Here is a 13870-nt window from a genome sequence, read left to right as displayed (position 1 = left end):
GTGGGGGCATCACGTATGAGGGTGCGCCCGCCTTTTTGTGATTAAAAAAGAAAAGAACAATGACCCTATACATCATACTCATATTCTCAGCCATCTGCGTGGGCATGGCCATCAGTGTCAAGGCATTCGGCACGGGAGGCAAGCGCAAGCGCATCTTCCAGGACATCTACTTCTCCATCGAGGAAGTAGATGGCATCGGTGTGCTCTATACCAAGACGGGCGAATACTCCGCCGTGCTGAAAATGGAGAACCCCGTACAGAAATATTCCGCCAATATCGAGGCCTACTATGAGTTCACCCACCTCTTCGCCGCCCTTGCCCAGACCTTGGGTGAAGGCTATGCCATGCACAAGCAGGACGTGTTTGTGAGGAAGGCGTTCAAGGAAGAGAATGCGACTAATCATGAGTTTCTGAGCGAGAGCTACTTCCGCTATTTCAACGGCAGACCATTTACCGACAGCGTCTGCTACCTGACCATCACACAGGAGAACAAGAAGAGCCGCCTGATGTCGTTCGACAACAAAAAATGGCGCGACTTCTTGGTGAAGATACGCAAGGTGCACGACCAACTGAGGGATGCTGGTGTAAAGTCCCGCTTCCTCGGCAAGACGGAAGCCAGCGAGTATGTTGACCGCTTCTTCTCCATGAACTTCCGTGACAAGGTGGTGTCGATGACCAACTTCAAGGTCGATGACGAGACCATCGGCATGGGCGACCGCCGCTGCAAGGTGTATAGCCTTGTGGATGTGGATTGTGCCAACCTGCCGTCGGTTATCCGTCCCTACGCCAATATCGAGGTGAACAACACCAGTATGCCCGTTGACCTCGTGAGCATCGTCGATAGCGTGCCCGGTGCCGACTGCGTGGTGTTCAACCAGATGGTGTTCGTGCCCAACCAGAAGCGCGAGCTTGCCTTGCTCGACAAGAAGAAAAATCGCCATGCCTCCATGCCCAATCCCAGCAACCTGATGGCTGTGGAGGACATCAAGCGAGTGCAGGAGGTGATAGCGAGGGAAAGCAAGCAGCTCGTCTATACCCACTACAACCTCGTGGTGGCAGTGAGCGGCGACACCGACATACAGAAATGCACCAACCATCTCGAAAACTCCTTTTCGCGCATGGGCATCCATATCAGCAAGCGCGCCTACAACCAGTTGGAGCTGTTCGTCAACTCCTTCCCCGGCAACTGCTATGGCATGAATGCCGACTACGACCGTTTCCTCACCCTCGGCGATGCCGCCACCTGCCTGATGTACAAGGAGCGCATCGTGCACAATGAGGACACCCCGCTGAAGATATACTATACCGACCGCCAGGGCGTGCCCGTAGCCATCGACATCACAGGAAAGGAGGGAAAGGAGAAGCTGACCGACAACTCGAACTTTTTTTGTTTGGGTCCTTCGGGCAGCGGCAAATCGTTCCACATGAACAGCGTGGTGCGCCAGTTGTGGGAGCAGAACACCGACATCGTCATGGTCGATACGGGTAACTCGTATGAGGGACTCTGCGAGTATGTGGGCGGCAAGTACATCGCCTATACGGAGGACAAGCCCATCACCATGAACCCCTTCAACATCAGCAAGCGGGAGCTGAACATCGAGAAGATCGACTTCCTGAAGAACCTGATTCTGCTGATATGGAAAGGCTCGGAGGTGCAGATACCCGAACTGGAGTTCCGTGTGGTGGAGCAGTTGGTGACGGAATATTACGACTTCTACTTCAACGGCGTTCAGCCCTATCCTTCCTCACAGAAGGAGACACTGAGAAAAAACCTCTCCACCATGGAGAAGCGGCGCGGCACGGAGCTGACTCAGATACACGACAAGGTGGAGAAACTCATCCACGGACTGGAGGAGCGGCGCATGGCATTGGCAGTGAAGACGCTGTCCTTCGACTCGTTCTATGAGTTTGCCTGTGAGCGTCTCGACCAGATATGCATCGAGAACAACATCACCACCATCGACTGCGACAACTTCGCCTACATGCTCCAGAACTTCTACCGTGGCGGCAAGTACGACAAGATTCTCAACGAGAACGTCGATAGCACCCTGTTCGACGAGACCTTCATCGTCTTCGAGGTGGATGCCATCAAGGAGAACAAGCAGCTCTTCCCCATCGTGACGCTCATCATCATGGACGTGTTCTTGCAGAAGATGCGCCTGAAGAAGAACCGCAAGTGCTTAGTCATCGAGGAGGCATGGAAAGCCATCGCCTCGCCGTTGATGGCCGAGTACATCAAGTACCTCTACAAGACCGCCCGAAAGTTCTGGGCGAGCGTGGGCGTGGTGACACAGGAGATACAGGACATCATCGGCAGTCCCATCGTGAAGGAAGCCATCATCAACAATTCCGACGTGGTGATGCTGCTCGATCAGAGCAAGTTCCGTGAGCGTTTCGACGAGATCAAGGCGATACTGGGCTTGACCGATGTGGATTGCAAGAAGATTTTCACGGTCAACCGATTAGAGAACAAGGAAGGACGCAGTTTCTTCCGTGAGGTGTTTATCCGACGTGGCTCGACGAGCGGAGTCTATGGTGTGGAGGAACCGCACGAGTGCTATATGACCTACACCACCGAGCGAGCTGAGAAGGAGGCATTGAAATTGTATAAGCGAGAACTGAAGTGCAGCCATCAGGAGGCTATTGAGCGGTATTGCTGGGACTGGGATGCCAGTGGCATCGGGAAGTCGTTGGCATTTGCGCAGAAGGTGAATGAGGCGGGAAAGGTGCTCAATCTGAGGGACAACAGCCCGATGACAAAATCATCGGGAACGGACGGAGTAGCGAGAGGAGAGTCCCAAACTCGTTTGGGCTATCCCGAGTCACGTCGGACGAAGACGAAGTCAACGGTGGCTGGGTAGTAGATACTATCAGTAGTGAATACTACCAATAGTAAATACTACAAGTAGTAAAGTAGTGGAATAGTAGAAACTGAAAGTAGTAGAAACGTAAAGTAGTGAAGCAATGAGACGTATACACCTTATTATAATATATATGTGTCTGACGCTTGTCGTGGGAAAGGTTCATGCGCAGTATTACAGCGTGAACTATGACAAGCAGACCGTTGCCGCCATGGCTGCCGCATTCGGTGCTGGAGCTATGGCTGAGAGCTATTATAACGAGCAGGCGGGCGAAATCTTGAAGCACTACAATGCCGCAGAGGTTGCCACTGCCGGTATCTTCGCCGCCAAGTTCTTGGAGCGCAAGGCATTCACCGACCTCGGCATCTGGAGCAGCAGTACGGAGAACTACTATTACCGCCGCATCCACAATATGGTGGCAAACAAGATTATGCCCAAGATCTGGACGGTGGCAGGCATGATGCTGAAGAGTCCGCAGACCGCCCTCTATTGGGGCAGTTACCTGATGAAGATATGTGCCGACACCAAGTCGCTGTGTATGCAGTTTGAAAGCGTGGTGACCAACAGCAGCCTGACCTTTGCCGACATCCAGTTTTTGGAAATCAACCAGGAGATAGCCGCCATCCTCAAGCTCTCGGAGATAGGCAATGTGGATTGGCAGCAGCTGTTGGACGACATCGCCAGTGTGCCTGGCAACTTCACCGTGGAGAACCTCACCGCAGACATCGAAACCCTTTACAACATGGGAGCATCGTTGGCTACGGCAGGCATCAACGGGGCATCGGACGCACTCTTGCAGAAGAGTGCCTTCAATGAGTTGTTCAATGGCAAGGTGAGCAAGATACTGGACATCTATGACAACTACCATGACCTCTATGAACAGGCAGAGAACGGCATCGGCAGCACCCTCCTCAGTCTGGTGGGTGGCGAGGACAACGTGGCAGCCCTCTTTGACCTCTCCAACTACAACATCACCTCGTGGATGACAGACTATCTGAGCGAGACGCAGGGCAACTACTACACGCAGCGTTGGTACATCGCCCGACGAGACCAAGGCAGCGTGAGCCTCTGTGACTACTATCCTCCGACCGATGACAACAGCATTCTGAACGGTGACCATTGGTATCGCATCAATACTTCCGACCCCAACTTCTACCCTAACAGCACGCAGCGAGAGCAGATATTGACAAACTCGGAAAACCATGCCGGATGGAGTCGCAGCCGTGTGCAGCAGCTCAATGCACAGAACGACGGCTTCACCTATACGATGAACTACTGGATGTCCGCGTACATCATCAGCCGTGGCGGCAAGCAGACCAAGAAAGCCTATGCCTACGAGATACACGTCTCCAAGAGTTGGAACAACGTAGAAGAGGTGTATGAGGATGTCTTCGACTCCTACAGTATGGACTTGAATACCTTCAAACGCCAGTTGCAGGCACGTCTCTCGGAGTACAACGACAACGAAGAGGGCTATGTCTATTACATCGGCAGTGATGCACGCCGCTACTACCAAGCCACCGATGCCGCCAAGCTGAAGGGCGTGGAGAGCGTGACCATCAGTGTCACCTGTTCGGACGGTGTCACCCTCGGACAAGGCAGCACGCGGTACAAGTGCCGTGAGTGCGGCGGTTCGCTCAATGCCCACAGCAAGGAGTGCGCCATGAGGACAACCGTCACGGAGAACAATCTTGACCTCTCGGAACTGGACGAGAAGGAACGTGAGGCAAGCAACAAGATAGCCCTGTTGGAGGCGCAGATAAGCCAGTTGGAGACAGAGAACAAGAACCTGCTCACGCAAATAGCCAATGCTTCCGTAGAGGAAGCCCCTGCCTTGCGACAGCAATACAATGCCAACAAGACGAAGATAGACAACCTGAAAAGGGAGTTGGCGACATGGCAGCAGCAGTTGGCAGACATACAGGATGCCAAGAGCGAGGCGGCTAACGACAATGCCACAGCCACCGATGACTACTACCGCATTCCTGCTATCATGCAGGATGTGAAGTCAGCCTACAACCTCACGTGGCAAGGAGCCGGTTCGTGGAACGGCTATACCTACGTGCGCACAGCCACCATGCCTAACATCAACGGCATCATCACCTTCAAGGCAACACTCTCCATAGCGAGGAAGCCCAAGTACTTCCTTGGCATCAAGATACACCGTGCGATACTGCAAATTTCGTGGGAACTGACCTCGGAATACACCGACACACAGGTAGTGGATGTGCTGACCCTTGACCCGAATGCCTCTGATGAGGAAAAGACGCGGCAGGTGAACAGCCGTATCTCAGAGATAGCCCAGGAGTTCCCGACGTGCAGCATCACTACGGAGTATGCCAAGAGCGAGGCGACACAGACTGCTGACAATGACGATGTGATACACCTGCTCTGGTCGAGCGACCGCCTGGAGATAGCCCGTGAAGTAGATAGCCGTATCACCAATATATACGCCGACTTGGTATCATTAGAAAAAATGATGCACTACAAGCGTAGCATTATCGACGTGCTGAAGGACATTCTTCCCTCGATAGATGCTGACCAAGGTCGCAGAAGGACACTCATTGAAGAGTGCTACGAGCGATGGAGAGAGAATGCAGACCCGAACAGAGGGGATGGTGACGAAAACGAGAACGAGAATGAAAATGAAAATTGAGGGAGGAACAAAGAATGAGACATACCATCATCATAGCTCTCCTACTGATAACTCTCTTCCCCAAGACAGCCTTGGCGCAATGGGGCTTTGATGCGGTGTCGGTAGAAGCATACATCAACGACCACAAGATGCAGCGAAGCCTCTTGTTGGCACGAAGTACCTTGGAATACAGCAACCAACTGCTGCATGAATACAGTAGCGAGGAGGTGGGCAAGTACAAGGAACTGAACGTGGATTTGGACAAATACACCCGTGCCTTTGACATCATCGATGTGATGTACCAGTCATTGCGCACGGTGCTGAATGTGAAGAGCACCTATCAGACGGTGAGCGACCGCATCAGTGACTACAAGAACCTCTTGGAGGACTTTAATGATAAGGTCATCAAGCGGAAGCACATCGAACTGGCAGACACGATGCTCATCAGCATCAACAAGAAAGCCATCGACAACATATACAACGAGGGAAGTCAGCTCTATCATAGTGTCAACGACCTCGTGTTGTATGCCACGGGAGCGGCAGCCTGTTCCACCTCTGACCTGCTGATGGTGTTGGACAATATCAACAACTCGTTGGACCTGATAGAGAAACATCTGAACCAAGCATACTTCCAGACATGGCGGTATGTACAGCTGCGCATGGGCTACTGGAAAGAGAAAGTGTATCGCACCCGGACGAAGGAAGAGATACTCGAAGATGCCTTCAGCCGATGGAAAGTGGCAGGAAAACTTGACTATTGACGGATTGCAAACAAAAGAAGAATGAATATGAAGAAGACAATGATACTCATCATGGCGGCTGTAGCCACCATCACAGCCACAGCCCAAAGCGTAACCTACAACCACGACTCATCGAAGCAGAACCAGATAACGGTGATGGAGACGGGTGGCGGTTCTCTCACCCCTGAGTTCTATTATTGGCTGTTGCACAACAGCTACAAGAAGACGGCGGCAGAGAAGAACAAGTTGGGCTTCCGCACCCTTGCCGGCATCAACCTCTACAACCAAGTGGATGATGCGGAAAAGATAGACTCTGCCCTGACCAAGCGTGCGGAGGTGGAAGCCCTGAACGTCGCCGACCGTGAGATAGACCTTGCCTGGCTTGCCGAGAGCAGCAAAATCAACGGTCAGTTGGACAAGATGAAGGCGAACATCGACCACATCATCCCCACAGGCGGCACCATCAACGACAAACGCCGTTGGGAGGAACTGTACAATATGTACCAGTGTGCGGTGAAGTCCACTAAGGATGCCTATATGCCCAATGCGCAGAGGAAACGACAGTATCTGAGCATTTATGCCGACCTGACGGCACAGAACGAGACATTGCTCAAATATATCGTTCAGCTCAACACCCAAAGACAGACCACCGTCCTCTTGGCAGCCACCAACGACCGTGTGGTGCAGAAAGGCAGCATCATCAGCGATGCCAAGAGCCGTTGGCAGGAGAACATGAAGGGTGTGAGGAGCACGACAGGCACTGACGGCGATGATTCCAGCGGCGGCGATGGTGAAGAAAGTGTAAACAGATAAATCAGAACAGAGATGGATAACAACATTCAAATTTTCAAAAACCCAGAGTTTGGACAGATACGAACACTGGAAATGCCCGACGGTCAAGTTGGCTTCATGGGAAAGGACGTTGCTGAAGTTCTTGGGTACAAGAATCCCTCCAATGCCATTGTGAATCACGTAGATGAAGAGGACAAAACCTCATACCTAATTCAGGTATCAGGTTCCAACTACAAGGCTAACACCGTCTTTATCAACGAGTCAGGACTCTACGCGCTCATACTGTCATCCAAGATGCCCAAGGCACGTGAGTTCAAGCATTGGGTGACATCGGAGGTGCTCCCCACTATCCGCAAGCATGGTGCCTACATGACACAACAGACCATCGAGAAGGCATTGACAGAGCCAGACTTCCTGATACAGTTAGCTGTCAATCTGAAGGAAGAGCGACAGAAGCGTCTGCTTGCCGAACAGGAGTGTGAACACCAAAGGACACGCATCGTTGAGTTGGGTTCCAAGGTGGATGACCTGCAGCAGGAAGTGACGGAGATGAAGGACAAGGTGAGTTACCTTGACATCATCCTTGCCACGAAGAGCAGCGTCTTGGTCACACAGATAGCACAGGACTATGGCGAGTCGTCCATCCGCTTCAACCGACGGCTTAAGGACATGAATATCCAGTACCAGCGCGGCAAGCAGTGGATTCTCTATGCCGACTACAAGGACTGCGGTTATGTGACCAGCGAGACCTACCTCATTAAACACAAGGACGGCTCGGAAGATGTGCGCATGAACACCAAGTGGACACAGAAAGGCCGCCGCTTCCTCTATGAGAAACTGAAGAGCGTGGGAGTCATTCCTGTTATCGAAAGAACATAAAACAAAAAGAAGTAGCTATGGAATCAATATCAAAAATACAGTTGCGCCTCTATGCCGCCAAGAGAAAAAACGGCAAGTGGCAGTTGGAGATGTCGAGGATGCCGAAGCGAATCAGCGTCATCGGCAGGACACCCATCGTTGATGAGCATTATATGCCATCTGATTTACAGGTAGTTTCAATGTCAAAGCTTCACAAACATGTCGGAAGTTACTACGGCAAGATTGTGAAGACGCTCAAAGAGGAAGGAATCATCACCAAGGAATATGGGATGTGGAAACTGCGTGAAGACCTTCAGGACAAGGGCATTGCGGTTTATGTCACAGGCAGGATGCGCTGCTTCTACCACTTCTATCTGTCGTGGACACCGGAAGGCGTAGAGTTTATCAAAGAGATTATCAACCATAGAACCCAGCACTGATGGCAGACAACATACTCAGCGATTTCGGCATCAACATCCTCGAAGAGGAGATTGACGATGTGATATTCCAGACCAACGAGTTCCTGACCGATGCCACCTTCACAGGCTCACAGGGGCCATTCTGGTGGATTCTCCAAATGTGTATGGCATTGGCGGCACTATTCTCCATCATCGTGGCGGCAAGTATGGCTTACAAGATGATGGTGAAGAACGAACCATTGGACGTGATGAAACTGTTCAAGCCACTGGTGGTGAGCATCATCCTCTGTTGGTGGTACCCACCTGCTGACACAGGCATGACCAATAGCGGCAGTAGCTGGTGCGTATTAGACTTCCTATCCTATATCCCGAACTGCATCGGCAGTTACACCCACGACCTCTATGAGGCAGAGGCGACGCAAATCTCCGACAAGTTTGAGGAGGTACAGCAGTTGGTATATGTCAGGGACTCGATGTACACCGACCTCCAGGCACAGGCAGACGTGGCGCATAAGGGCACGTCAGACCCCAACCTGATAGAGGCGACGATGGAGCAGACGGGCGTGGACGAAGTGACCAACATGGAGAAGGATGCCAGCAAACTGTGGTTCACCTCACTGACGGCAGGGGCTGTGGTGGGCATCGACAAGATAGTGATGCTGATAGCCCTAATCGTGTTCCGTATCGGTTGGTGGGCAACGATATACTGTCAGCAGATATTGCTCGGTATGCTCACAATATTCGGTCCGATACAATGGGCATTTTCATTGCTGCCCAAGTGGGAAGGAGCGTGGGCGAAATGGCTGATACGCTATCTGACAGTACATTTCTACGGAGCCATGCTCTACTTCGTCGGCTTCTACGTCCTGTTGCTCTTTGACATAGTGCTCTGCATACAGGTAGAGAACCTGACGGTGATAACAGCCAGTGAGCAGACGATGGCAGCCTATCTGCAAAACTCGTTCTTCTCGGCAGGCTATCTGATGGCGGCGAGCATCGTGGCGTTGAAATGTCTGAACCTCGTGCCCGACCTTGCGGCATGGATGATACCAGAGGGCGACACTGCCTTCTCAACGAGAAACTTCGGTGAGGGCGTGGCACAACAAGCCAAAATGACGGCTACGGGAGCCATGGCGACAGTGATGAGATAACAAGTGAGTGTGCGGTGAGACACCGCACCTCCTATTGAAACAATAAAAAGTATAAATTATGGTAATCAAGAACTTAGAAAACAAAATCAAGCTGGTGGGCATTATCTGCACCGCCTTTCTGATTGGCTGCATCATCATCTCGGTGTCGAGTATCTGGACGGCACGCTGCATGGTGACGGATGCACAGCAGAAGGTGTATGTGCTGGACGGCAACGTGCCTATACTGGTGAACCGCACCACGATGGAAGAGACGCTGGATGTGGAGGCAAAGAGCCATATCGAGATGTTCCACCATTACTTCTTCACGCTTGCTCCCGATGACAAGTATATCCGTTATTCGATGGAGAAGGCGATGTATCTGGTCGATGAAACTGGTTTAGCGCAGTACAATACGCTGAAGGAGAAGGGCTTTTATAACAACATCATGGGTACGAGTGCCGTGTTCAGCATCTATTGTGACAGCATCAAGTTCAACAAGGAGAAGATGGAGTTCACCTACTACGGAAGGCAGAGGATTGAGCGAAGGAGCAACATCCTGATGCGTGAACTGGTGACGGCGGGACAGGTGAAGCGTGTGCCAAGGACGGAGAACAATCCCCACGGACTGCTCATCACGAACTGGAGAACCTTGCTCAACAAGGACATTGAGCAGAAGTCGAAGTCAAACTTCTAATATCGCAGCGGTATGAGTGTGAAAGGAATCAGACGGATGCTTGTGGGCGAAGAGATGCCCGACAAGAACGACCCCAAGTACAAGGAGCGATATGAGAAGGAGGTGGCGGCAGGGCGCAAGTTTGCCAAGACTACGAGGATAGACCGTGCGGCGGCTAAGGTGCAAGGCTTCGCCAATGCACACAAGACGCTGTTTCTCGTCGTCGTCTTTGGCTTTGTTGCCACCTGTTTCGGCATCAATATCTACAGGATGGTGCAGTACTACGGTCATCGAACGGAGGCGACAAGTGCCATTGAGCGGCAGGAAGGGCGCATACGGCAGGTGATGGATGCCGCCCATTGCACACTTCCTCCCGTGAAACATCAAGTTGGTGATGGAATCCACAAGAAGTCAAACGAATCAAAATCAGACAGCGATGAAAATAACAGATAAGATAAACTTCCGTCAGCCGAAGTACATGCTGCCAGCCATCGTGTACATCCCATTGCTTGCCACAGGCTATTTTGTCTTTGACATGTTCGATACGGAGGTGGCGAAGAAGCAGGACAAGAACCTGCAGACCACCGAGTTTCTGAACCCCAACCTGCCAAGTGCAAAGATCAGGAAGGGCGACGGCATCGGCGGCAAGTATGAGAACATGGCGAAGTCGTATGGTCGCATAGCCGACTATTCGGCTGTGGATAACATTGAGCGTGACAACGAAGAAGAGAAAGAAACGTATGAATCCAAGTACACAGAAGAAGACCTTGCGGAACTCGTCCGTCAGGCAGAAGAGAAGGACGATGCAGCCGAAGTGGCCGATGCCAAGGCGCGAGAAGCGGAAGCACTCGAAGCACTCAACAAGGCACTCGCCGAAGCGAGGCTGAGAGGACAGGCTGCTGTTGCCCCCATGGTACAGGACACCACACAGGCTGAACCTCCCAAGGAGCCGATTGAGGTGAAAGGTCAGATTGCCGAGGACAGCAAGGCGTTGGATGAGGAGGATAAGGCACAGGAGGTGGTGAAGAAGGTGAAGGTGACTTCCGACTATTTCAACACCCTGACGCAGAACGAGCATGAGCCGAAGCTCATCAAGGCCATCATTGACGAGGATGTGAAAGCTACGGACGGATCGAGAGTGCGGCTGAGATTGTTGGACGACATAGAGATTGGTGAGACCATGGTGAAGAAAGGGTCGTATCTCTATGCCACCATGAGCGGTTTCGGTTCTCAGCGAGTGAAGGGCAGCATCAACTCTATCTTGGTGGATGACGAGCTGATAAAGGTGTCGCTTTCGCTCTATGATACGGACGGACTGGAGGGCTTGTATGTCCCCGGTAGCCAGTTCCGTGAAACAACCAAGGATGTGGCGAGCGGTGCGATGCAGAGCAACATGAACATCGACCAGAGTGGAGCGAACAACAGTTTCTCGCAATGGGGAATGCAAGCCGTGACCAATGCCTACCAGAAGACGAGCAACGCCATCAGCAAGGCTATCAAGAAGAACAAGGTGAAGCTGAAGTATGGGACGTTTGTGTATCTGGTCAATGGGAAAGAGAAGAGGAAATAGACACTGCCCGATGACAAAATCATCGGGAACGGTGGCTCATCAAGTATAAACATCAATAATATCAACAATTATGAATATCATTCAGAAGATTAACGTCTGTGCATTGTTGTCGCTGAGCGTGCTTTCAGCCAAGGCGCAGACTACCTACATGGAGATGGAGCAGCTGACTGTCAACGACCAAGTGACCACCGTCATCACCGCCTCCGAACCCATCCGCTTTGTCGATATATCCACCGACAAGGTGGTGGGCGACCAACCCATCAACAACATCATCCGCCTGAAGCCCAAGGACAACGTGTATGCCGACGGCGAGGTGCTGGCGATAGTGACCATTGTGACGGAACGCTACCGCACGCAGTATGCACTGCTCTACACCACGAGGATGCAGGAGGCTGTAACCGACAAGGAGATAGAATGCTCGGAGCGCAATGCCTACAATAACCCGGCTGTGAGCCTCTCCACTGCCGACATGACCAAGTATGCGCGTCAGATATGGTCATCGGCTGCCAAGTATCGCAATGTGGCGACGAAGATGCACCGCATGGTGATGCGTCTGAACAATATCTACAGCGTGGGCGAATATTTCTTCATCGACTTCTCCGTGGAGAACAAGACCAACATCCGCTTCGACATTGACGAGATGCGCATCAAACTGTCGGACAAAAAGCAGAGCAAGGCTACCAATGCGCAGATAGTGGAGTTGACCCCAGCCCTTGTGTTGGACGATGCGAGGACCTTCAAGTACGGTTATCGCAACGTGATTGTGGTGAAGAAGATGACCTTCCCCAACGACAAGGTGCTGACCATAGAACTGTCGGAGAAGCAGATAAGCGGACGTACCATCTCGCTCAGCATCGACTATGAGGATGTGCTGTCAGCCGATTCGTTTAACCATATACTGTTGGAGGAAGAATGATGAAAATGAAGAGTGAAGAATGTAGAATGAAGAAACAACGTTCGGCGGCCAAAGGGAAAGCCAATAGGCTTGCGCATACATTATTGCTGATAGCCATCTATTTTATGGCAAGCATGACTCCGGCAATAGCGCAGCAGAATAGCGACCGCATATCCTTGGGGTTCGGCTGCCTGTATGAGCGAGGACTGGACGTGACGCTGTCTTACGAGCATGAGACGAAGTACCACAATGCGTGGGAGTATTTTGCCAATGGCTACATCAAGTGGGACGAATGCGCCTCGTGCGGTCATGTGTGTCCTGAGAGCTTCTGGAACAACTACCGCAGTTATGGTTTCGGCTTTGCCTATAAACCCTGTGTGGTGAGAGGACGCAACCACCATGGCAACATGCGCATCGGAGCATCTGCTGGTAGCGATACCGACAGGTTCTTGGGCGGCATCCACCTCGGCTATGAACATAACTACACCTTGCGCCATGGTTGGAAACTGTTTTGGCAGGTGAAGACCGACGTGATGATTAAGGGCGAAGACCTGTTTAGAACGGGTATTGTCCTGGGTGTGAAACTTCCTGTAAAATGACTATGCGTATGAAGAAGCTATTATCAATACTTGCAGTTGCGGCAACGGTGTTGCTGACTGCCTGTGACGAGCATCAGGACTTTCCCGATACTGCCATGAAGGTTACCCATATCTTGACCACTGACGGCAAGGTGATGCCCTACGAAACCTATGAGCAATCGGGCAAGCAAGCCATTGCCGTGGTGTTCAACATCAACCAGAGGGAAGAAATGGAGGGTAACGGATATGCCGTCTATCTGTGGGACATCGTTCCCGAAGCCTTTGCCGACAGCATCGGTGTAGAGCAGGACACATCCTGTGACCTCACCGCCTACGATGGTAATGCCAACACCTTTGCCCTCTATGGCACGGCCGATGTGAAGTCGCCCTTGGCAGAACGTGTCTTCGACATGTGGCGTTACGGTCAGAGTGCCTATATACCGAGCGTGGCGCAGATGCGTCTGCTCTATCATGCCAAGGACATCATCAACCCCTACATCTTGAAATGCGGCGGAACACCCATCCCCGATGAGGATGATGACTGTTGGTATTGGACTTCAACGGAGGTAGAAGGACAGGCGACCGCCAAGGCATGGCTCTACTCCCTTGGCAGCGGTGCCATACAGGAGACTCCCAAGTGGCAGCCGCATAAGGCGAGACCCATCATCACGATTATGGATTAGTCCATATACAGACATCGAGAATCACCCGTATCATCA

General features: G+C 51.9%; 13 protein-coding genes. All 13 read left to right on the top strand.

From position 1 onward, the window contains the following. The first annotated feature begins 59 nt into the window (after positions 1 to 59). The 13 genes from KSX81_RS01340 (at position 60) to KSX81_RS01280 (ending at position 13834) form a co-directional block, all read left to right on the top strand. The gene (locus tag KSX81_RS01340) at positions 60 to 2861 is read left to right on the top strand and encodes a TraG family conjugative transposon ATPase (protein WP_004320251.1); all 2802 of its coding nucleotides are present in this window, start codon (positions 60 to 62) and stop codon (positions 2859 to 2861) included. A gap of 103 nt (positions 2862 to 2964) precedes the next feature. Next, positions 2965 to 5517: a hypothetical protein gene (locus KSX81_RS01335; RefSeq protein ID WP_176702580.1), complete on the top strand. Its 2553-nt coding sequence runs from the start codon at positions 2965 to 2967 to the stop codon at positions 5515 to 5517. Positions 5518 to 5531: 14 nt separating this feature from the next. Next, positions 5532 to 6257, top strand: coding sequence for a hypothetical protein (locus KSX81_RS01330; RefSeq protein ID WP_004320249.1), 726 nt, complete (start codon positions 5532 to 5534; stop codon positions 6255 to 6257). 27 nt (positions 6258 to 6284) lie between these two features. Beyond that, positions 6285 to 7049: a DUF5045 domain-containing protein gene (locus KSX81_RS01325; RefSeq protein WP_004320248.1), complete on the top strand. Its 765-nt coding sequence runs from the start codon at positions 6285 to 6287 to the stop codon at positions 7047 to 7049. Between the two features lie 12 nt (positions 7050 to 7061). Next, the gene (locus KSX81_RS01320) at positions 7062 to 7907 is read left to right on the top strand and encodes a phage antirepressor (protein WP_004320247.1); all 846 of its coding nucleotides are present in this window, start codon (positions 7062 to 7064) and stop codon (positions 7905 to 7907) included. A 17-nt stretch (positions 7908 to 7924) separates the two neighbouring features. After that, the gene (locus KSX81_RS01315; protein ID WP_004320246.1) at positions 7925 to 8326 is read left to right on the top strand and encodes a hypothetical protein; all 402 of its coding nucleotides are present in this window, start codon (positions 7925 to 7927) and stop codon (positions 8324 to 8326) included. Next, complete coding sequence (locus tag KSX81_RS01310; RefSeq protein ID WP_004320245.1) at positions 8326 to 9456, top strand: hypothetical protein; 1131 nt, start codon at positions 8326 to 8328, stop codon at positions 9454 to 9456. The genes KSX81_RS01315 and KSX81_RS01310 overlap by 1 nt, the downstream gene beginning before the upstream one ends. A gap of 58 nt (positions 9457 to 9514) precedes the next feature. Continuing rightward, positions 9515 to 10129, top strand: a complete 615-nt coding sequence (traK, locus tag KSX81_RS01305) for a conjugative transposon protein TraK (RefSeq protein ID WP_004320244.1) — start codon at positions 9515 to 9517, stop codon at positions 10127 to 10129. Between the two features lie 12 nt (positions 10130 to 10141). Next, the gene (locus KSX81_RS01300; protein ID WP_004320243.1) at positions 10142 to 10561 is read left to right on the top strand and encodes a hypothetical protein; all 420 of its coding nucleotides are present in this window, start codon (positions 10142 to 10144) and stop codon (positions 10559 to 10561) included. Then, complete coding sequence (gene traM / locus KSX81_RS01295; RefSeq protein WP_004320242.1) at positions 10545 to 11678, top strand: conjugative transposon protein TraM; 1134 nt, start codon at positions 10545 to 10547, stop codon at positions 11676 to 11678. The genes KSX81_RS01300 and traM overlap by 17 nt, the downstream gene beginning before the upstream one ends. Before the next feature lie 70 nt (positions 11679 to 11748). Continuing rightward, positions 11749 to 12594, top strand: a complete 846-nt coding sequence (traN, locus tag KSX81_RS01290; protein ID WP_004320241.1) for a conjugative transposon protein TraN — start codon at positions 11749 to 11751, stop codon at positions 12592 to 12594. 104 nt (positions 12595 to 12698) lie between these two features. Then, positions 12699 to 13172: a hypothetical protein gene (locus KSX81_RS01285; protein WP_128859686.1), complete on the top strand. Its 474-nt coding sequence runs from the start codon at positions 12699 to 12701 to the stop codon at positions 13170 to 13172. A gap of 8 nt (positions 13173 to 13180) precedes the next feature. Next, entirely contained in the window at positions 13181 to 13834 is a 654-nt protein-coding gene (locus tag KSX81_RS01280; RefSeq protein WP_004320239.1) for a hypothetical protein, read from the top strand. The last annotated feature ends 36 nt before the right edge of the window (positions 13835 to 13870 follow it).

The organism is Bacteroides sp. MSK.18.37 (assembly GCF_019129155.2).
Lineage (GTDB): Bacteria > Bacteroidota > Bacteroidia > Bacteroidales > Bacteroidaceae > Bacteroides > Bacteroides ovatus.
The sequence above is the reverse complement of the archived record's forward strand: the minus strand, read 5'-3'. Positions and strand labels throughout refer to the sequence as shown.

Bases quoted from the DNA above. Each gene is read 5' to 3' on its own strand.
- KSX81_RS01340 (WP_004320251.1), top strand. From the start codon at position 60: ATGACCCTATACATCATACTCATATTCTCAGCCATCTGCGTGGGCATG.
- KSX81_RS01335 (WP_176702580.1), top strand. From the start codon at position 2,965: ATGAGACGTATACACCTTATTATAATATATATGTGTCTGACGCTTGTC.
- KSX81_RS01330 (WP_004320249.1), top strand. From the start codon at position 5,532: ATGAGACATACCATCATCATAGCTCTCCTACTGATAACTCTCTTCCCC.
- KSX81_RS01325 (WP_004320248.1), top strand. From the start codon at position 6,285: ATGAAGAAGACAATGATACTCATCATGGCGGCTGTAGCCACCATCACA.
- KSX81_RS01320 (WP_004320247.1), top strand. From the start codon at position 7,062: ATGGATAACAACATTCAAATTTTCAAAAACCCAGAGTTTGGACAGATA.
- KSX81_RS01315 (WP_004320246.1), top strand. From the start codon at position 7,925: ATGGAATCAATATCAAAAATACAGTTGCGCCTCTATGCCGCCAAGAGA.
- KSX81_RS01310 (WP_004320245.1), top strand. From the start codon at position 8,326: ATGGCAGACAACATACTCAGCGATTTCGGCATCAACATCCTCGAAGAG.
- traK (WP_004320244.1), top strand. From the start codon at position 9,515: ATGGTAATCAAGAACTTAGAAAACAAAATCAAGCTGGTGGGCATTATC.
- KSX81_RS01300 (WP_004320243.1), top strand. From the start codon at position 10,142: ATGAGTGTGAAAGGAATCAGACGGATGCTTGTGGGCGAAGAGATGCCC.
- traM (WP_004320242.1), top strand. From the start codon at position 10,545: ATGAAAATAACAGATAAGATAAACTTCCGTCAGCCGAAGTACATGCTG.
- traN (WP_004320241.1), top strand. From the start codon at position 11,749: ATGAATATCATTCAGAAGATTAACGTCTGTGCATTGTTGTCGCTGAGC.
- KSX81_RS01285 (WP_128859686.1), top strand. From the start codon at position 12,699: ATGGCAAGCATGACTCCGGCAATAGCGCAGCAGAATAGCGACCGCATA.
- KSX81_RS01280 (WP_004320239.1), top strand. From the start codon at position 13,181: ATGAAGAAGCTATTATCAATACTTGCAGTTGCGGCAACGGTGTTGCTG.